Here is an 18,222-nt window from a genome sequence, read left to right on the forward strand (position 1 = left end):
CTGAAAACGCATAAATTGCATTTGAAGAGATAATTGATTGGCCATTTTTTGAATCAGGACAGCCACTGATTATTTAGCTGAGACCATTTTTGCCACCAGCCAAGCAGCTGCAAGACAGTCAAAACGCCCTATTTGAATCGAGCGTTTGCGATTATTTCTGTAAAAGATGATTAATTACTAAGGTGAAAGCAACAGAGTGGTGGTAGCGCACGCACGGACGCGCCTCGATTTTAAGCCGATTTAAAGATTTTTATTTTGGTGGCGGGATTAGCTAACCAAATAGCTGCACAACAATGTCTGTACGGGGTCGTCGCTTACAGCCTCTGCTTTGGTGAAAGTGTTCAACTTGATTCGGCGCCCCGATTGCACCATGAGTTACCTTGCCAAGGCTAGTGCACAGTATTTGCCATTGATTTTGGCTGAAGGCTAGTTGTTGCAGCAGTGGCGGCTGCTCAATGGAGACAACGCCTTTTTTGTCTGCTCTAACAACCCTGCTCGACCAATCCAATAGCTCGAAATATTGCGCTTGAGTGCATGGCAAACAGGCTTCGCTGAGGTTGCTATCTGTGCTGATAAAACTCATTAGCGGCTTCTTGCTTGCGCCAGTACTATCTTCACAAGGCTTGCCATGAATGCGCTCATAGGCACTGGTGAATTCACTTTCGGGAATGCTCTTGCACATTTCAGCGCGAATCGGGTTCAGGTCGACGTAGACCATGGCTGCAAGCAGCGCTTTCTCATCCAAAAGCGGTTGTGATTTGAACCGGCCTTCCCAAAACCTGCCGGTGCAGTTGTCCTCAGCATTGGCGCGGCGAGCGATGTTTTCATTTAAACAGCGCATAAACCAAGAGATATCAAACAACTGTGCCCGCCATTTCGCGAGTGTCGCTTGCGCTAGTTCAGCAACGCCTTCTTCACCAGCTAAATATCGATCGACGACCTTACTGCCCTTAAACAACACCTGCCAGCGCTCAGCCACCTCGCGATCAGACAGCGCTTGTGCCGCGGCATGATTCACATGCAAAATTAGATGGTAGTGGTTAGACATAATGGCATAGCCCGCCACGTCGATGGTGAACACGCTGGCCAGTAGGTGAATGCGTTCAATTAGCCAAGCACGGCGATGCTCGAAGGATTGCTGGCTTACCTGGTCAACACCGCACAAAAAAGCACGGCGAACACAGCGCGACACGCAATGATAAAAAAGCGTTTCGGCCAACTGAATGATTTGGGAACGTGCAATGGTCACGGCGACTACCTCCTAGTGATTACAAGGTAGTCGACCGGATGGTGCTGGTCAAATAAACAGCAACCATCCTAGTAAAGGGTGGGTGTCCACGTTCAAAATGGGCACAATTTGGGCACAGGCTGGGTTTTGTGCCCATTTTAAGTAATTATTTGGTTATCTGATGGTATTTTTTAGTTTGCTCTACAGAGAGCTGAGCGGTAGTTACTGAGTTCAGAAAGGTATATATCAGAATAGCGAAGAGCGCGTAGTTACTGGCTTTGAGCCTTGCAACTAGATTCCCGCTAAGCGCGCGCGGGAATGACAGGCGAAAAAAAACCAGCTATTTCTAGCTGCTTTCTTAAAACTGGTTGCGGGGGCAGGATTTGAACCTACGACCTTCGGGTTATGAGCCCGACGAGCTACCAGACTGCTCCACCCCGCGACAACGTGTGGCGTACTATACTGATTAATTCGGCTGATGCAAGCTAAGTTTTTGATTTTATTTATTTTTTTTCTGGACAGGCCGTCCCACACTGCCAGCAGAAGTCAAACGAGCCTACGTTTTCGTCGCCACAGTTAGTGCACAGCCAAGTTTCGTCAGCGCCATTTTCGGCATTGGCCAGAATCGATTTTGCTAGCTGCTCATGGGCATCGTTTTTCACCCACAGTTCTGGCCAAGCATCTATCGGGCTCAGCTCGCCTGCAGCGGAACCAGCGAAAACATTTTGCATTTCACAGGCGATGCCTTGCTGATCTAGCAAGTTTCTAGCGTTGCCAACGATCAGTGACGATGGATGGGTAAAAACGAGTTTCATACATTAAGAAGCGGCTGGTTTAAACCAGCCGAATCGCTCCTGTTTCTCGAACTCTGGGTTCGTAAAGCCTGCAGGGGGTACCTATTTATTAATCGCGGAAGTTATTAAACTGAAGTGGCAAGTCAATCTCTTCACTTTGGCGCAGTACCGCCATACAGGCTTGCAAGTCGTCGCGCTTTTTACCGGTTACGCGTACTTTGTCGCCCTGTATTGCTGCTTGTACTTTCAGTTTTTCTGCTTTGATCAGCTTAACAATCTTTTTCGCAACTAACTGATCAATGCCTTCACGGAAGGTCATATTTAGCGAGAAAGTTTTACCCACATGGATTGGCTTCTCATCTACTTCTGCCGCAGCGGCGTCCACGTTTCGTTTTGCACACTGGGTTCTAAATAGGTCTTCAAGCTGTCGAACTTGGAAGTCGGATTCAGTTTTTAGCGTTACTACTAAATCTTTCTGTTCTATGGATGATTCAACACCACGAAAATCGAATCGATTTTCTAACTCTCGCTTGGCGTTGGCAACGGCATTTCCTAGTTCAACTTTATCTACTTCTGAGACGATATCGAAAGACGGCACAGTCCATTTCCCCATTGATGAATCATGTCACTAGTGTTACGAAAAACAGCCTACTTGCCAAGCATTGCTTCTGAGCAACACCCTTCAATGCTGATAGGTATCACCTTTTACTTCCCATTCCATTTTCTGTGGACTGACCATACCCATACCAATCTAACACCATTCAGCATCTTGTCGCTTTTATTTTGTGACCTAGATATCATTTTTTAACAATGATCAGAAAAAATCAACATCCATTTAATTTTTTTACTTATATAAATAACATATATATTAATTTTTATTCAATTTAAATAATATTTTATTATTTTTTATAATTTATATATATTAATTTGTGGTAACGTTCCCATTCATTTAGATTTAATACAGAACACAAGCAAACTGCGGCTCATGCCGCGGGTAAACTAGGTAGGCCATTTATGACCGCAAATTTTGCCAAGCCAACTCAACACCATCTTTCTGCCAGAAACATAGCAGTGCAACACCCTACTTATTGGCAACCAGACCGTGCCTACCCTAGTGGCACGGTGGTGCGTTTTAATGGTCAGTATTGGCAAGCTCGATTATGGAACATAAACAACGAACCCAACGAGCACCCACAGTCGCTTTGGACTGTTGTCACCAAAAACTAAACGCCACCGTTCTTACCTAGGTGAGGCTATAAATGATACACCGCAATGGGCTTATCGTTGATTTGTTGAATTTGCATTGGCAGGTCGTATAAGTCGAGCATCACTGGCTCGGTGATCATTTCCTCAGGCGTGCCTTGGTAGGCTACTTGGCCATCCTTCATGGCAATAATCTGGTCGGCATACACCGAGGCAAAGTTGATATCGTGCAGCACAATAATGATCTTCTTATGCATGTCGCGCGCGGCTTGCTGCATAAGCTTCATAATGCTCACCGCATGCTTCATATCTAGGTTATTGAGCGGCTCGTCGAGCAAAATATACTCGGTGTCTTGGGCTAAAATCATGGCAATAAAAGCGCGTTGGCGCTGCCCGCCTGATAGCTCGTCGAGGTAGCGGTCTTGCAAAGGTTGCAAGTCTAGATAGTCGATCGCTTGCGCCACTTTTTGCAGGTCTTCGTCGGTTAACCTGCCACCACTATGGGGGTAGCGGCCAAAGCAGACCAGGTCATAAACCGACAGCCTGGCTTCCATATGGTTATCTTGGCGTAAAATGGCTAGGTGTTTGGCCAGTGTTTGATTGCCGACTACCGGCTCCCCATCAAGCAATACGGTGCCGCTATCTGGTTTTACAAGCCGTGCAATCGCCGACAGCAAGGTAGACTTACCCGCCCCGTTTGGGCCAATAAGCGCCGTAATCCCTGGCTTGCCTAGGGTTAGCGTGATCTGCTTGAGCACGGGCTGCTGGTCGTAGCTTAGTGTTAGGTCACAACATTCAATCATCGTTTGCCTCGTTGCAAAATCAGCAAAATAAAAACTAGGCCACCCAGAAATTCGATAATAATGGCCAGCGCACTGCCGTAGTTGAAAACATGTTCCAGCACGGCTTGCCCACCCACTAAAAAGGTGACGGATATCGCGACGGCCATGGGCATGACATAGGCATGTTTATGGGTACCAGAAAATTGATAAGCCAGGTTGGCAACTAGCAAGCCAAAAAAGGTGATGGGCCCAACGAGCGCGGTTGGCACGGCAACCAATATGGCAATACATATGAGGGTTTTGGTCACTTGCCGGTTGTAGTCAACGCCAAGGTTTATAGCCTGATCGCGCCCTAATAACATGGCATCGAAGCGATGGCGCCAGCGCCACAAGGCCAGCATTGGCACAATACAGATGACCATTGAGGCCAATAGCAGGTCTTTATTCACTTGATTGAAACTTGCAAATGAGGCATCAAGCACGGCGGCGTACTCAACTGGGTCGAGTATGCGCATAATCAAATCTGTGGCGCTGCGAAATAAGATGCCAAAAATGATGCCAATTAAAATCATTAAAAATAGGTCGCGTCGCTTACCGCCAAACAGCCAGCGAAACAGCAGTGTCACCATAGCCACCATCAGCAGAATCTCGCCTGCCCATTTGAGGTAGGGGTTCATATCGCTCAGCGCTACACTGCCAAGTAAAGCCACCACCAATGCTTGCAGCAACATATAAAGCGCATCAAACCCCATCACGCTTGGGGTAAGAATGCGATTAAACGTAATGGTTTGAAACGCCACGGTCGACATAGCAATGCACGGGGCAACCACTAGCATGGTTAGCAATTTATCACTGCGAAACTGCCAAGTAAGCGACCAACCCACCACACGATTCATCGCCAAAAAGGCAACCGCGCCGGCAATGGCCAGCAAACAGGCCAGCATTAGGCGATTAATGGGATAACTCATGCGCGCACCCCCTTTTTGCGGGGTGGGTTAAGTAGCAGGTATATAAATAATACAGAGCCAATCACGCCAACCACTGTGGCAATTGGAATTTCATAGGGGTATCGCAGCAAGCGCGCAATCACATCACAGGCCAATACAAATAAGGCGCCAAGTAAGGCAACCCAAGGCATACTTAAGCGCAGGTTATCGCCGCGCATACGTGAGACGATATTCGGCACAATCAAACCAAGAAACGGCACCACACCGGCAATAACCAGAGTAACAGCGGCAATCATGCTAACTAGGGAAAACCCAGCGGCCATCACCCACTTGTAATTTAGCCCAAGGTTACTGGCAAAATCGCGCCCCATGCCCACCACGGTAAAGCGGTCTGCTAGCCAGTAGGCTAATCCACATAACACAGCCACTAGCCAGATTAGTTCGTAGCGCCCTTTTAATACGGCGGAAAAATCGCCATTCATCCAAATACCTAGCGATTGCACTAAGTCGAGACGGTAGGCAAAAAACATCACCCCCGAGCCGACAATGCCCCCAAACATAATGCCAACCAATGGCACCATTACTGGCGAGCGCAGCGGTAGCCGATGAATCAAGGTGATAAAGATGAAGGTGCCAGCCAACGCAAACACCGACGCCACAAGCATTTTGCTCATCATGCTAAAGCCTGGGAAAAAAACCGTTACAATAAAAAGGCCCAGCATGGCCGACTCAGTCGTGCCAGTGGTTGAAGGCTCAACAAAGCGGTTGCGTGCCAGCATTTGCATTAATACACCGGCTATTGCCAACGACGTGCCGGTGAGCATCACTGTAATGGTTCGTGGAATACGGCTGGTAAGCAGAATATTTTGCGCCTGAGCGCCACCTAGGTCGCCTACCCCCACTAAAATGCTCGCGAGGGCAAGCGCGACCAAGGCCAATAACATGGTCGCGCGAATCATTATTCAAGTGCCGAATGAATCTCGTCTACCATTTGCTCAACAGCGCCTAGTCCATTCATCACAATGTACCAGTTAGTCGAGTTCAGATAGACAATATTGCCGTTTTGGTAGGCTTTGGTCGCTTTAATCAGGTCGTTGTCTAAGGTCGCTTTGGCAGCGGCGTTGTCTGGGTTAATCGCACCATCGCGGTCTAGTACAAACAAGTAGTCAGGGTTGTGCTCAAGAATGAACTCAAACGAAATCGGATCACCGTGCGAAGCCGCTTCCACATCTTCAATCACTGGTTTTACGTTTAGTTCATCATGAATCCAACCAAAACGAGAGCCAGGACCGTACGCATTGACCTTGCCACCATTGGTTAACACAATCAAAGCATTGCCAGCATCATCGGCAAGTGCTCGTGTTGCTTCAACCTTGCTTTGAATCACTTCAAGCTGTTGGTCAACTGCGGCTTCTTTACCAACGGCTTGGCCCAGAGCGCGGCTCATTTTACCGAACTGACCAAGAAATGATGGATTTTCTTCGTCTACCCATACGGTCAAATCAATGGCTGGGGCAATTTTTGCCAAGTCGTCGTGAACACGCAACGAGCGGTTTGCCGTAATGATTAAGTCTGGCTGAAGGCTGGCAACCACCTCATAGTTTGGCTCAAATAACGACCCAACACTGGTGTATTCGTCGCCCTCGTAGTGCGACAAATGCGATGGCACAAAATCTTGTGGCAAACCAACCACTTGCACACCCAGAAAATCAAGTGTGTCGAGCGAAGCAATGTCGAATGTCACAATTTTTTCCGGCACTTGCGCTAGGGTAGTCGTGCCTTTGTAATGCTCAACTGTGATATCGGCATTGGCAAACGCCGCCGTTAATAGGGCGGCACCGGCAATAATTGAACGCATGCTATTTCCTTTCTGTTTGTTAATGATTCTCAATTGTGCGCAATCATACCCAAACAGATTTTATTAGCAATAGTTATCATTTGTTTTATCACTACCGATGTAATATCCATGTAACAGTAATAGAACAGTGATCAATTTTGCCTTTGCTGTTTTACATTTTGCTAATTGCTCGCATAATTTAGTTACATCTAAGAATTGAGTTGCAAATGATCACGATCAAACAGGTTTCTGAGCTTTCTGGGGTTTCTAAATCAACCGTCTCTCGTGTTATTACTGGTAAAGGGTCTGTCTCTGCTGCCTCGCGTAAACGAGTTGAGCAAGCAATCGAACAACTTGGTTATCGCCCAAATCAAGTGGCTCAAAGTCTTAAGCGTCAGCAGTCGGATATGATTGGTTTGTTAGTCGTACACTTAGGCAGCCCGTTTTATGCCGAATTGATGGGCGGTGTACAAGAAGCGCTGCGCGAACTAGGAAAGGACCTCATTGTTGCCAGTGGTTATGGCACCATTGAAGGCGAAAAGCGCGCTGTCGAAACTCTGCGTTCTCGTGGGTGTGATGGGTTAATATGCTTTTTTGAGGGCGAGCACCCACCCGAGTATTTGCGCTTACTATCGAATCAAATGCCGATCGTTGTGCTCAACCGTCGCGACCTTGAGGAAATGTTCAGCTGCATTAGCATTGATAACTACCATGGTAGCTGCTTAGCCACTCAGCACCTCATCGACAACGGCCACCGCGACATTGTTTATTTTTCTGGGCCGAACAGCCTTTATGATGCCAACCAACGTTTGTCTGGATTTGTTGATACCATGCGCAAAAACGGCCTTACCGTTGATGAAGGAAGCATTGTCACTGGCCAGTATTCGCCCGATTCCGGCTATGAGCGGTTATTGCAGTTAAGCAAACACCGCCAACAGCTACCGAGTGCTATTTATGCCGCCGATGATGACATCGCCGCTGGTGTGTACCGCGCGGCGCGCGAACTAGGAGTCGACATTCCAGGTGACCTATCCATTATTGGCTACGATAACGCTGACTTCTCTCAGCATATGTACCCTGGGCTCACTACCATTAAACAGCCCCTCAAAGACTTGGGTAAGCAATCGGTAATTCTGATGCAAAGTCTATTGCAGCAGGAGCACGTAGATTCAGAGACCATCAAACCGGAAGTGATTGAACGCAAATCGGTGAAACTAAATAATGGCTAGACTCGTTTTTCATCTTGCCAATGTGCCCGAAGATGAGGCAATGCAGGTTCGACAAGCGTTAACCGAGGCTGAGGTGGAGTTCTTTGAAACCGAAGCCGGACGGTGGCGAATTGGCGTGGCGGCCATTTGGGTTCACACCGACGACGATGTACCAGCTGCGCGGCAAGCCATAGAGGCAGTTCAAGCTGAGCTGCCACGTGCAGCACCACTACCATTTTGGCATCATGTGGCACTTAACCCAGTACGCGTGCTCAGCATGTTAGTGCTGATTGCTGCCATTATTGCAATTACGCTCATTCCGGTGTGGATGTTAATCAACTGAGGACAAGCACATGTGGCAAACCATCAAAGAGTTAATGAACAAAAGCCAGCCAGAAGAGGCCGACACCTCGGTTGAACTCGCCACTGCAGCGCTTCTATGTGAAGTTGCCCATGCCGACAGAGAAGTCACTGAAGCAGAGCATCAAGCGCTTAAACTGATGCTACAAAAGATACTTGGCCTTACCGGGATGCAAGCCGAAGACCTATACTTTGAAGCCATGCAGGCAATGAACCAGTCGGTCTCGCTTTATGATTTTACAGGCCAGTTACGCCAGCTCACCCAAGACGAGCGCTTCAACTTGGTGGCTGCAATGTGGGAAGTGGCGAATGCGGATGGCAGCATTGACCCGTATGAAGAGTCGATCATTCGCCAAGTGGCCGACCTGATTCACTTACCGCACAGTGAATTTATCCGGGCGAAAAAACTCGCTCAGTAAAGCTAGCAAAACAATTAATTGCTCACAGTTGCATACATTCGCCTGCTCACCCCTTAAAAAGCATTGCTAGCCAGCGTACACTGCGCTTTTTTAGCTTACGGGGTGTTCATGTTACAGGCCATTAGACTTCCAGCGCTGTTTGCATTGTTATGGCTCACTGGCATGTACTTACGTTTGCCTATGCTGGCAGCCCCACCCCTTGCAAGCGATATGGCCCTTGCTTTACGCCTCAACGCTCTACAGCAAGGCATGCTCACAACGCTGCCGCTCATTATGCTTGCCATTGGCGCCGTGCCCGGTTCGGTATTAATTCAAAAGCTTGGCGCCCGTCCAGCACTGGTCATCAGCCTAGTCTTTATTGCTTTGTTTAGTGCCGCCAGGGGGCTAGCACCCAATGGTGCATTGCTACTGCTGGCGACAGCCGGAATGGGGTTTGGCGTGGCCATGATGCAGCCTGCCCTACCTGCCCTACTGCCGGCTTGGTTGAATAGCAAACATCTGGCAATGGGCACGGCAATTTACATGAATGGCATGTTGATTGGCGAGTTTACTGGCGCAGGGCTCACCATACCGCTGTTGATGCCACTGCTAGAGCAAAGTTGGCGTGCCACAATAGTGGTTTGGAGCCTGCCAGCCATCCTTATTGCGTTGTTACTCTTATTACCCAAAGGCCAACCTAAGCCTGTTAACACAAGTAGTTGGATGCCCAACTGGCGCTCGCCGCTTATTTGGCAAATGGGCTTTCTAATGAGTACCAGCAGTACATTATTCTTTGGTGCCAACGCCTATATGGCGCCTGTGCTAGAAGCCCGTGGCGAAGCAGACTGGTTAGCGGCTAGCTTATTCTGGTTTAACCTGTTTCAGGTAGTGGCCTCGGTTCTACTGATTCGCATGGCAAAACGCTGGGTGGGCTTGCGAGCACCGCTTATCTTCGCTGCCGTACTTGGCTTAAGTGGCATGATTGTATTCATTCAAGCCGCTGGGCTAACAGCTCTATTTGGGCTGCTAATGGTGAGCTTCGCTAGTGCCTTTTTGCTAATTTTATTAGTCGCCCTGCCGCCTATGATTTCGCGAGAGCAAGCCGGTGCCATTTCCGCCGGTGCCTTTACCATTGGTTATGCAATGTCGTTTTTTGTGCCGCTTATTGGCGGCTGGATCGCCCAAACCAGTGGCAGTATCAACCTCGCCATTTGGACATTAATTGCCTACGCCACCATTGCCGTGCCACTGGCAGTGAAAATGCCAAAAAACCAATAATTCACAAGCATAAAAAAACCGAGCACTCAGGCTCGGTTTTTTTCTTTCGCTCACTTATTTCAGTGGGCTGCGGCCTTTGCCTGCAGCAATGCGCAAACGCAGCGCGTTTAGCTTAATAAAGCCTTCGGCGTCTTTCTGGTTGTACGCACCACCGTCATCGTCAAATGTTGCGATGCTCTCATCGAACAAAGAATCGTCAGACTTGCGGCCAACAACGATCACATTGCCTTTGTATAGCTTGATGCGCACCACACCATTTACTGGCTCTTGTGACTTATCAATCAGCTCTTGCATCATGATACGTTCTGGGCTCCACCAATAACCGTTGTAGATGGTCTCAGCGTACTTAGGCATGATCTCATCTTTAAGGTGTGCTGCATCACGGTCTAGTGTAATGCTCTCAATTGCACGGTGGGCTCTAAGCATGATTGTGCCACCAGGCGTTTCGTAACAACCACGAGACTTCATGCCCACGTAACGGTTTTCTACGATATCCAAACGACCAACACCGTTAGCACCACCAAGCTTGTTCAGCTTTTCTAGCACTTCGTGTGGTTTTAGTGCTTCACCGTCGATTGCAACGATGTCACCTTTCTCGAACGTTAGGTCGATGTAAGTGGCTTCGTTTGGCGCGTTCTCAGGGCTTACAGACCAACGCCACATGTCCTCTTCACACTCGGTCCACGGGTCCTCTAGCACGCCACCTTCATATGAGATGTGCAATAGGTTGGCGTCCATAGAGTATGGCGACTTCTTACCTTGTTTTTTGAAGTCAACTGGGATGTTGTGCTCTTCGCAATAAGCCATGAGCTTGTCGCGTGAGTTCAAATCCCACTCACGCCATGGTGCGATCACTTTCACACCTGGCTTGAGCGCATAAGCGCCTAGCTCAAAACGAACCTGGTCGTTGCCTTTACCAGTTGCACCGTGCGAGATCGCATCGGCACCCGTTTCGTTAGCGATTTCAATCAAACGCTTAGCGATAAGTGGACGGGCAATCGACGTACCCAGAAGGTACTCACCTTCGTAGATGGCGTTGGCACGGAACATTGGGAAAACGTAGTCGCGGACAAATTCTTCGCGTAGGTCTTCGATGTAGATTTCTTTGATGCCTAGTGCTTCAGCTTTAGCGCGCGCTGGCTCTACTTCTTCACCTTGGCCAAGATCCGCAGTAAACGTTACAACTTCACAGTTATACGTTTCTTGGATCCATTTTGCGATTACAGAGGTGTCTAGGCCGCCTGAGTAGGCCAGTACTACCTTTTTGATGTCCGACATAATGATCTCCGCTATATCCGTGGCGAGCAGAACGCCTACCACCGGGAAAAAAATTGCGCCGTATTGTACCGTTTGTTTTACGCTATTGAAATGCTTTTAAGGTAAGCGGTGGCGATCAATGTTTCCCAAACCTGCGGTTTGTAAAACCTCGAATGGCCCACCGTAGGTTGCACGGCCGTTTTTTTGGCCGGGCAACAGTCATTCCCGCGCAGGCGGGAATCTAGACACCACATTTGAAAACACCAAACTAGACACCCGATAAAGGCACTCGGGTGTGACGTATAGGCTAGTAAACTAGACACCCGATAAAAGCACTCGGGTGTGACGAATAGGCTAGTAAACTAGACACCCGATAAAGGCACTCGGGTGTGACGTATAGGCTAGTAAACTAGACACCCGATAAAAGCACTCGGGTGTGACGAATAGGCTAGTAAACTAGACACCCGATAAAAGCACTCGGGTGTGACGAATAGGTTTGAAAAACCTACGGCTGCAATCGATCGACTTGCCAGGTGCCATCAACCAAGCGGTACATAAAGCGGTCATGTAAGCGGCTTTCGCGGCCCTGCCAAAACTCTATGGCTGTGGGTTTGACCTTGTAGCCACCCCAGAAGTCTGGCACGGGGATTTCGCCATCGGCGAATTTGCGCTTGGCTTGCTCGAATGCTTGCTCAAGCAATTTGCGTGAACCAATCTTTTGGCTTTGATGTGATGCCCAAGCCCCTAGGCGCGATGAAGTCGGTCGACTCATAAAATACTTACTGATCTGCTTCATCGATAGCTTCTCAGCTTCACCATAAACGATCACCTGACGTTCTAGCTGCAGCCAGCCAAAGTGCAAACTAACCTTGCTGTTGTTTGCCATATCCTGGGCTTTACGCGAGCCGAAGTTGGTATAAAAGGTAAAGCCTTCATCATCCAGTTCTTTCAACAGCACGACGCGCTGACTTGGCTGACCATCATTGTTCACGGTCGCCAGTGTCATCGCGGTTGGGTCACTATTAAGATTGGCATCAACGGCCATGCGCAGCCATTGCTCAAACTGATCAATTGGGTGGTCAGCGAGGTCTTCACGATTTAACCCAGCTTGGGTGTATTCGCGGCGAATATCATCGAGCTTCATAGTTATTCCTTATCTTTTGCGCAAGGATACGCAGGCAATGACAAAATGTCTTTGATTACCGCCGCTTGCAATCGAGCCAAATACCATCTTTGAACAAACGTGCGCCCTGCTCTAATAATTCGAATTGGTAGCGCTCACCCTGGTAGCGAATACCATTATCGCCAATGGTTGGCGTGAGCAACTCAATTTGGCCTTGCCCGGTTTGGCTTTGCACATAGAGCGTTGGCTGTCCAGTTTGCGCGGTATAGCGCACAGCGACACCTTGGCAGTCAAAATGGCGTATGGCGGCGTCTTCGGTAGACAACACTTCGTCTAAGCGAATGCTGGTGTCGCTTAGTGGCTGGGCACTAGAGCGGTACCTAACATTGCCCTGCTGGTCTCGAATTTCGCCAATTAAGCGAATATCACTGCTCGCCACTGGCACATTTAATGAATAATAAGCGGGCAAAAAAGAGATCATCTGAGTTTGGTTGGCCACCAGCATATCGCCACTGCGGGCACTAACCGAAAGCTGCATGGGCGCATTGAGCGGTGCGCCTGAGTTAAGCACCGCACTGCCTTGCAGCATTTGTTGGTCGGGCAGGCTAGCGCAACCGGTAAGCACTAACACTGCGAGTATCAGTAGGTTTCTCATCATCATGGCCATAGTCTTTTTGGCCATGATAACAAAGATTACTGAACTGTCTCTTGCTCACCAAACTGACCAGCAAACAATGGCGAAGTTAGATAGCGCTCGGCCGAGTCTGGTAGTACCACAACAATGGTTTTACCAGCATTCTCAGGGCGCTTCGCTTCGCGCACAGCCGCCTCAACGGCCGCACCACAAGAGATGCCGCACAGAATGCCTTCTTCTTTCATCAAGCGATGCGTCATGGCCATGGCGTCTTCACTCGATACCGCTTCGGCGTGGTCAATCACGCTTAAATCTAGGTTGCCTGGAATAAAGTTAGCCCCAATACCCTGGATTTTATGCGGCGCTGGTGTGATGTCTTCGCCTTTTAGTGCTTGTGCAATAATGGCACTTTCTGCAGGCTCTACGGCTACCGAGCGAATCGCCTTACCTTGCGTTCTTTTGATATAGCGACTGACACCAGACACCGTACCGCCGGTACCCACGCCTGCAACAAACACATCAATGCTACCATCGGTATCGTTCCAGATTTCTGGGCCTGTCGTTTTTTCGTGAATTTCCGGGTTGGCAGGGTTATCAAACTGTTGCAACAGCAAATAACCTTTTTCATCGGCAAGCTCTTTGGCTTTTTCAACCGCACCTTTCATACCTTTTGCGGGCTCAGTAAGTACCAGCTCAGCACCTAGTGCTTTTAGCACCTTACGACGCTCCAAGCTCATAGATGCAGGCATAGTAAGTACCAACTTATAACCACGCGCTGCCGCCACATACGCCAGTGCAATACCAGTATTACCAGACGTTGGCTCGACAATGGTGGTATTTGGGGTGAGCTTGCCCGACTTCTCGGCATCCCAGATCATGTTGGCGCCAATTCGACACTTCACCGAGTAAGCCGGGTTGCGGCCTTCAATTTTAGCCAAAATCGTGGTGCCCTCTGGCGCAACTCGGTTGAGCTTAACCAAGGGGGTGTTGCCAATTGCCAATGAATTGTCGTCGTAAACGCGCATGGTCTGAAACTCCTTTATCGGTTCAGTTATAAAAACATGCGCCTATATTCCGTTTTTTATTTCTTGAGAACAAATACTGATTAATTATATGAATGTAATGAAACAGTTTGGGTTCAGGAAATTTCGCTGCGCAGCAGACTATACACAGCTAGGTCGCGTGGTTGTTGGTCGCGCACTATTTTGCCACGAATCACGCCATCCAACTGAAACCCCAAACGCTCTGCCACATTGCGACTTGCTAGGTTATCTTCTTCGGCGTCGATGCGAATGACGTGCAGATCATATAGATCAAATGCTAGGGGTAGCATTGCAGCGAGGGCTTTTGTTACCACGCCTTGGCCTTGAAATCGACTCGCGAGCCAGTAGCCAACCTCGGCTGAGCGGTGATCGCGGTTGATGTTGTGTAAGTCAGTCATCCCCGCTAGTTCACCGTTCACCACTATAGCTAGTGGCCATACTTTTTGGCGGGCATAGGCTTCTAATTGGCGTTGAATAAACTGCTCACTATCGGCCACTTCTTTAGTGAACGCAGGCCAAGGAAACCATTCCGCTAGCATATCGAAGTTTTGCTGGATCAGCTCAAACAGCGGCTCAGCGAAATCGTGGGTTAAAAAATGCAGCTCAATTTGCTCATTCACTTGGTAGGCAAACATGGGTTAGTCCTTTAAGTTTTTTAGAAAGGCGAGCTTGGTCTTATGTTTCCCAAACCTTCGGTTTTTAAAACCCACACGTGGGTTGCACGGCGTGAGCCGGGCAACGTGTTGTGCCACGGTCCATGTTTCCCAAACCTGCGGTTTGTAAACCTACGCCGCAACCATGCTGAAAACTAAAACGGTTACATGCGCTCTAGTACTTTTATGCCTAACAGATCCAAGCCAATTTTCATGGTTTTGGCTGTGAGGGCAGCAAGTTGCAAGCGGCTAGCTTTTAACGCGTCATCTTCGCTTTTTAATATTGGGCAGGCTTCGTAGAAGCTTGAGAAAGCGCCAGCTACATCATATAAGTAGGCACACAGTACATGCGGTGTCCCCTCTTTAGCAACTGCTTGAATCGCTTCTTCGAACTGCAGCAAAGTTGTCGCCAGAATCTTCTCTTGCTCTGCTTCAACGATTACATCACCACATACCGCCGCTGGTGCAACGCCAGCTTTAGCAAATACCGAGCGTACACGCGTGTAGGCGTATTGCAGGTAAGGCGCGGTATTGCCTTCAAAGCTCAGCATGTTGTCCCAGTCAAAGATGTAGTCTGTGGTGCGGTTCTTTGATAAGTCTGCGTACTTAACTGCGCCCATCGCCACAGCTTCGGCAATTTCTGCTCTTTGCTCATCGCTAAAGTCGTTATCACGCTCAGCCAATAAATTGGTTGCACGCTCTAGCGCTTCGTCAAGTAGGTCCACCAAACGCACGGTGCCGCCGGTTCGAGTTTTAAATGGTTTGCCGTCTTTGCCTAGCATCATGCCGAAGGCGTGGTGCTCAAGTGATACGGTTTCGGGCACGTACTGAGCCTTGGCACAAATGGTCCACACTTGTTGCAAATGCTGAGCTTGGCGCGAGTCGATAAAGTACAACACACGGTCAGCCCCTAACACTTCATAACGATACTTGGCACAAGCAATGTCGGTTGTGGTGTACAAGAAGCCGCCGTCACGTTTTTGGATGATCACACCCATTGGCTCGCCATCTTTGTTCTTAAACTCATCTAAGAACACGACCTGAGCGCCGTCGTCTTCTACGGCCAAGCCTTTCTCTTTCAGGTCAGCCACAATGGGTGCTAGGTATTCGTTGTAAAGGCTCTCACCCATAATGTGTTCGTTGGTTAACGATACATTTAGGCGATCATATACCGCCTGGTTGCTGGCCATGGTGATATCGACAAGCTTGCGCCACATAGCCAAACAATAGTCGTCACCACCTTGCAGTTTCACCACGTAGCTGCGAGCACGCTCAGCAAAGGCTTCATCTTCGTCATAGAGTTTTTTCGACTCGCGGTAAAAGCCTTCTAGGTCACTTAGCTCCATTGACGCCTGGCTACCACCTTCTTTCTCAACGCGCTCAAGGTTGGCAATCAGCATGCCAAACTGTGTCCCCCAGTCGCCAATGTGGTTGGCACGCACAACGTCATCCCCCATAAATTCTAGGGTACGTACCAGTGCATCACCAATAATGGTTGAACGCAGGTGGCCCACGTGCATTTCTTTGGCAACGTTAGGGGCTGAGTAGTCAATCACCACTTTTTGCGGCTGCGATATCTTGGCAATACCAGCGCGTTCATCTTTTACGGCAAGCGCCACATGCTCAGCTAAAAACTCAGGTGCCAAATGAATATTGATAAACCCAGGGCCAGCAACTTCAACCTTACTGGCAATGCCATCAAGGTCGAGCGCTTCAACAACCTTGGCCGCTAGTTCACGCGGGTTGGTTTTAAGCTGCTTTGCTGCGCCCATTACGCCATTGGCTTGGTAATCACCGAACTGGCGCTTAGCTGATCGTCGAACATGTGCATCGCTGCCCGCTGGTGCGCCTGCTGCAACCAGAGCTTGGGTGACTTTGTCTGCCAGTAATGCTTGAATGTTCACGATCTAACTCCCGATAGATTTATCAATGGTCTCCATATTAGCCCAAGATTCGGGCTGATATGGCAGAAATAAGGCCGCGTATAATACCGTTTCGCAGCCCTTCACACCAGAGAATTAGCGCGCCATTGATATCTTGAGAGCCAACAACAGCGTGCGGCCCAGCTAACCATGAACCGGCTGTGCAGATTTTTTCATCAACCGAGGTTTTGCCTTCGCTGGCTTCAACCACTTAAGGCAAGCGGCTACCTGATACTCAGGCCCTAGAGCAGCTAAGCCTTTAGCACCAAATTGCCAAGCAGGGGCATGGTAGTGGCCATCGATTTGTTTGATTAAAGCGCCACAGGCTTGTTTTTGCTTAAGCAAAAAATAGGCGCTTGCTAAGTAGTTCAGTACAGTGAATTTATGTGCCTCGCCTAACTTGCCTTTCATCGATGCCATGCATTTATTAACCATGGCAAGCTGCAACTGGTTGCGGTGCAACTGCCAAACAACGGGCAACACATATACTTGTGGCGCGCTATTGGCTTTTGCTAAAAACTGCTGGATAAGCTTTTTCGCCGTGTCTTGATCATCGATAAAACTTAAGCGCTCTAATACAAGTAACATTGCAGGCAAGTTATAAGGTGCTATTTGGTGAAGTGCTTTGTAAGCAGCTAGAATTTTATCGCTACGGTGCGCACAAGTTCGCAGCCCCAACATAGCGGCCTCATAAGGGTGAAGCTCTACCTGCGATAAGCGCTTTTTATAGCGCATCAGTTGGCGCTTCAGATCATTGTTACCAGCATCTAATAACAACTGTCTTCCTAATAGGTGGCAAAGCGCCAGGGCTGCCATACTCTGTTTTTTGTCAACCGCCAGCCATTCGGCTAAATCTTCTTCTTTGATCCGATTTTCGTTTAGTGCTACCTGTAAAAAACTTTGCCGACCCGCCAGCCCAAAACGATTAACCAACGCCGAAGCACGACTAAAATCTTGCGCTTGTACCGCTGCCACTAACCGCTCAACCAAAACATGCTGGCCTTTGCTGGCCATGTCGACTTTTGCTGGCATGACTTTTTGTGCCACTGGATACAAATAAGCACTATAGTGTTTTACTAGCTGGCTGAGCAAGAAGCTGGCCTTAGCTTGCGGTCTGCCCGGCAATGCTTGCCAAGCCTGCCAAAGGGTTAACATAAACTGCCAACGGTAGGCCGCCATCGCAAGCATGGCAATTAGCGCACCTAAGAAAAAAGCCAGACCAAAACCAGCACCGAATATCATCAACACAATTGGCGCACCTAACAATGCTGCCGCCACAGCATGCCAATGAACCTGTAACCAAGCAGCACACAATAGCGTCAATGAACCCATGATGGTAATCAGCAGTAGCATAAATAATAGGTACATGAATTGGACTCCCGTGTTTAGGCAACGAAGGTAGGCAGCCAAGTTAGGCGGCGTGGTTAGGCAAGCAATATTACCAACATCGCCGTTTGAATCTGCGAGCCGGTACGCCCTACTACATGCCGTAAGCCGTGGGTGAACGAATTATAAACAACCAGCTAACAGCGTTCTAATTTACATTGAAATCAGT

The 18,222-nt window shown here is 48.8% G+C and carries 19 protein-coding genes and 1 tRNA gene; 5 read left to right on the forward strand and 15 right to left on the reverse strand.

Annotated elements, in window-relative coordinates; translation table 11 throughout:
* Positions 1–271: 271 nt before the first annotated feature.
* From DUW71_RS04095 to DUW71_RS04110, 4 genes are all read right to left on the reverse strand, one after another.
* The gene (locus tag DUW71_RS04095; RefSeq protein ID WP_119393967.1) at positions 272–1,249 is read right to left on the reverse strand and encodes a transposase; all 978 of its coding nucleotides are present in this window, start codon (positions 1,247–1,249) and stop codon (positions 272–274) included.
* A 344-nt stretch (positions 1,250–1,593) separates the two neighbouring features.
* Positions 1,594–1,670: transfer RNA gene (locus DUW71_RS04100), tRNA-Met, on the reverse strand.
* 61 nt (positions 1,671–1,731) lie between these two features.
* Positions 1,732–2,043 (reverse strand): putative signal transducing protein, encoded by a 312-nt coding sequence (locus tag DUW71_RS04105; protein ID WP_119393968.1) that lies wholly within the window; start codon positions 2,041–2,043, stop codon positions 1,732–1,734.
* Between the two features lie 88 nt (positions 2,044–2,131).
* Positions 2,132–2,620, reverse strand: coding sequence for a YajQ family cyclic di-GMP-binding protein (locus DUW71_RS04110; RefSeq protein ID WP_119393969.1), 489 nt, complete (start codon positions 2,618–2,620; stop codon positions 2,132–2,134).
* A gap of 416 nt (positions 2,621–3,036) precedes the next feature.
* Here DUW71_RS04110 and DUW71_RS04115 point away from each other — a divergent pair, with 416 nt between their 5' ends.
* Positions 3,037–3,249: a carbohydrate-binding protein gene (locus DUW71_RS04115; protein WP_119393970.1), complete on the forward strand. Its 213-nt coding sequence runs from the start codon at positions 3,037–3,039 to the stop codon at positions 3,247–3,249.
* A 26-nt stretch (positions 3,250–3,275) separates the two neighbouring features.
* On the opposite strand, the gene DUW71_RS04120 is transcribed toward DUW71_RS04115, so the two are convergent.
* The 4 genes from DUW71_RS04120 to DUW71_RS04135 are packed head-to-tail and all read right to left on the reverse strand — an operon-like array spanning position 3,276 to position 6,812.
* The gene (locus tag DUW71_RS04120; RefSeq protein WP_119393971.1) at positions 3,276–4,028 is read right to left on the reverse strand and encodes an iron ABC transporter ATP-binding protein; all 753 of its coding nucleotides are present in this window, start codon (positions 4,026–4,028) and stop codon (positions 3,276–3,278) included.
* The gene (locus DUW71_RS04125; protein ID WP_119393972.1) at positions 4,025–4,975 is read right to left on the reverse strand and encodes an iron chelate uptake ABC transporter family permease subunit; all 951 of its coding nucleotides are present in this window, start codon (positions 4,973–4,975) and stop codon (positions 4,025–4,027) included. Before DUW71_RS04125 ends, DUW71_RS04120 begins: the two co-directional genes overlap by 4 nt.
* Complete coding sequence (locus DUW71_RS04130) at positions 4,972–5,913, reverse strand: ABC transporter permease (RefSeq protein WP_119393973.1); 942 nt, start codon at positions 5,911–5,913, stop codon at positions 4,972–4,974. The genes DUW71_RS04125 and DUW71_RS04130 overlap by 4 nt, the downstream gene beginning before the upstream one ends.
* A complete protein-coding gene (locus DUW71_RS04135; protein WP_199671149.1) occupies positions 5,913–6,812 on the reverse strand; it encodes a siderophore ABC transporter substrate-binding protein in 900 nt (299 codons plus the stop codon). Before DUW71_RS04135 ends, DUW71_RS04130 begins: the two co-directional genes overlap by 1 nt.
* Before the next feature lie 206 nt (positions 6,813–7,018).
* Between DUW71_RS04135 and DUW71_RS04140 the strand changes: the two genes are divergently transcribed.
* The 4 genes from DUW71_RS04140 to DUW71_RS04155 all read left to right on the forward strand — a co-directional run bounded on the left by DUW71_RS04140 (position 7,019) and on the right by DUW71_RS04155 (position 10,035).
* On the forward strand, positions 7,019–8,020 hold the full coding sequence (locus DUW71_RS04140) for a LacI family DNA-binding transcriptional regulator (protein WP_119393974.1): 1,002 nt from the start codon (positions 7,019–7,021) through the stop codon (positions 8,018–8,020).
* Complete coding sequence (locus DUW71_RS04145) at positions 8,013–8,342, forward strand: DUF6164 family protein (protein WP_119393975.1); 330 nt, start codon at positions 8,013–8,015, stop codon at positions 8,340–8,342. Before DUW71_RS04140 ends, DUW71_RS04145 begins: the two co-directional genes overlap by 8 nt.
* Before the next feature lie 10 nt (positions 8,343–8,352).
* On the forward strand, positions 8,353–8,778 hold the full coding sequence (locus DUW71_RS04150; protein ID WP_119393976.1) for a tellurite resistance TerB family protein: 426 nt from the start codon (positions 8,353–8,355) through the stop codon (positions 8,776–8,778).
* A 108-nt stretch (positions 8,779–8,886) separates the two neighbouring features.
* Positions 8,887–10,035, forward strand: a complete 1,149-nt coding sequence (locus tag DUW71_RS04155) for an MFS transporter (protein ID WP_119393977.1) — start codon at positions 8,887–8,889, stop codon at positions 10,033–10,035.
* Positions 10,036–10,089: 54 nt separating this feature from the next.
* Here the strand turns inward: DUW71_RS04155 and DUW71_RS04160 are convergent, their stop codons facing one another.
* The 7 genes from DUW71_RS04160 to DUW71_RS04190 all read right to left on the reverse strand — a co-directional run bounded on the left by DUW71_RS04160 (position 10,090) and on the right by DUW71_RS04190 (position 18,035).
* Positions 10,090–11,313: an argininosuccinate synthase gene (locus tag DUW71_RS04160; RefSeq protein ID WP_119393978.1), complete on the reverse strand. Its 1,224-nt coding sequence runs from the start codon at positions 11,311–11,313 to the stop codon at positions 10,090–10,092.
* A 484-nt stretch (positions 11,314–11,797) separates the two neighbouring features.
* A complete protein-coding gene (gene pdxH, locus DUW71_RS04165; RefSeq protein ID WP_119393979.1) occupies positions 11,798–12,436 on the reverse strand; it encodes a pyridoxamine 5'-phosphate oxidase in 639 nt (212 codons plus the stop codon).
* A 55-nt stretch (positions 12,437–12,491) separates the two neighbouring features.
* Positions 12,492–13,076: a hypothetical protein gene (locus DUW71_RS04170; RefSeq protein ID WP_158583865.1), complete on the reverse strand. Its 585-nt coding sequence runs from the start codon at positions 13,074–13,076 to the stop codon at positions 12,492–12,494.
* A gap of 32 nt (positions 13,077–13,108) precedes the next feature.
* Positions 13,109–14,074 carry a cysteine synthase A gene (gene cysK, locus DUW71_RS04175; protein WP_119393981.1) on the reverse strand — a complete coding sequence of 322 codons (966 nt, stop codon included), beginning with the start codon at positions 14,072–14,074 and terminating at the stop codon, positions 13,109–13,111.
* 113 nt (positions 14,075–14,187) lie between these two features.
* Complete coding sequence (locus DUW71_RS04180; RefSeq protein ID WP_119393982.1) at positions 14,188–14,727, reverse strand: GNAT family N-acetyltransferase; 540 nt, start codon at positions 14,725–14,727, stop codon at positions 14,188–14,190.
* 182 nt (positions 14,728–14,909) lie between these two features.
* Entirely contained in the window at positions 14,910–16,649 is a 1,740-nt protein-coding gene (argS, locus tag DUW71_RS04185; protein WP_119393983.1) for an arginine--tRNA ligase, read from the reverse strand.
* A gap of 162 nt (positions 16,650–16,811) precedes the next feature.
* A complete protein-coding gene (locus DUW71_RS04190; protein ID WP_119393984.1) occupies positions 16,812–18,035 on the reverse strand; it encodes a hypothetical protein in 1,224 nt (407 codons plus the stop codon).
* Between the last annotated feature and the right edge of the window lie 187 nt (positions 18,036–18,222).

It is taken from the genome of Salinibius halmophilus, from assembly GCF_003577475.1.
Lineage (GTDB): Bacteria > Pseudomonadota > Gammaproteobacteria > Pseudomonadales > Natronospirillaceae > Salinibius > Salinibius halmophilus.

Bases quoted from the DNA above. Each gene is read 5' to 3' on its own strand.
- DUW71_RS04105 (WP_119393968.1), bottom strand. From the start codon at position 2,043: ATGAAACTCGTTTTTACCCATCCATCGTCACTGATCGTTGGCAACGCT.
- DUW71_RS04115 (WP_119393970.1), top strand. From the start codon at position 3,037: ATGACCGCAAATTTTGCCAAGCCAACTCAACACCATCTTTCTGCCAGA.
- DUW71_RS04120 (WP_119393971.1), bottom strand. From the start codon at position 4,028: ATGATTGAATGTTGTGACCTAACACTAAGCTACGACCAGCAGCCCGTG.
- DUW71_RS04125 (WP_119393972.1), bottom strand. From the start codon at position 4,975: ATGAGTTATCCCATTAATCGCCTAATGCTGGCCTGTTTGCTGGCCATT.
- DUW71_RS04130 (WP_119393973.1), bottom strand. From the start codon at position 5,913: ATGATTCGCGCGACCATGTTATTGGCCTTGGTCGCGCTTGCCCTCGCG.
- DUW71_RS04135 (WP_199671149.1), bottom strand. From the start codon at position 6,812: ATGCGTTCAATTATTGCCGGTGCCGCCCTATTAACGGCGGCGTTTGCC.
- DUW71_RS04140 (WP_119393974.1), top strand. From the start codon at position 7,019: ATGATCACGATCAAACAGGTTTCTGAGCTTTCTGGGGTTTCTAAATCA.
- DUW71_RS04145 (WP_119393975.1), top strand. From the start codon at position 8,013: ATGGCTAGACTCGTTTTTCATCTTGCCAATGTGCCCGAAGATGAGGCA.
- DUW71_RS04150 (WP_119393976.1), top strand. From the start codon at position 8,353: ATGTGGCAAACCATCAAAGAGTTAATGAACAAAAGCCAGCCAGAAGAG.
- DUW71_RS04155 (WP_119393977.1), top strand. From the start codon at position 8,887: ATGTTACAGGCCATTAGACTTCCAGCGCTGTTTGCATTGTTATGGCTC.
- DUW71_RS04160 (WP_119393978.1), bottom strand. From the start codon at position 11,313: ATGTCGGACATCAAAAAGGTAGTACTGGCCTACTCAGGCGGCCTAGAC.
- pdxH (WP_119393979.1), bottom strand. From the start codon at position 12,436: ATGAAGCTCGATGATATTCGCCGCGAATACACCCAAGCTGGGTTAAAT.
- DUW71_RS04170 (WP_158583865.1), bottom strand. From the start codon at position 13,076: ATGATGATGAGAAACCTACTGATACTCGCAGTGTTAGTGCTTACCGGT.
- cysK (WP_119393981.1), bottom strand. From the start codon at position 14,074: ATGCGCGTTTACGACGACAATTCATTGGCAATTGGCAACACCCCCTTG.
- DUW71_RS04180 (WP_119393982.1), bottom strand. From the start codon at position 14,727: ATGTTTGCCTACCAAGTGAATGAGCAAATTGAGCTGCATTTTTTAACC.
- DUW71_RS04190 (WP_119393984.1), bottom strand. From the start codon at position 18,035: ATGTACCTATTATTTATGCTACTGCTGATTACCATCATGGGTTCATTG.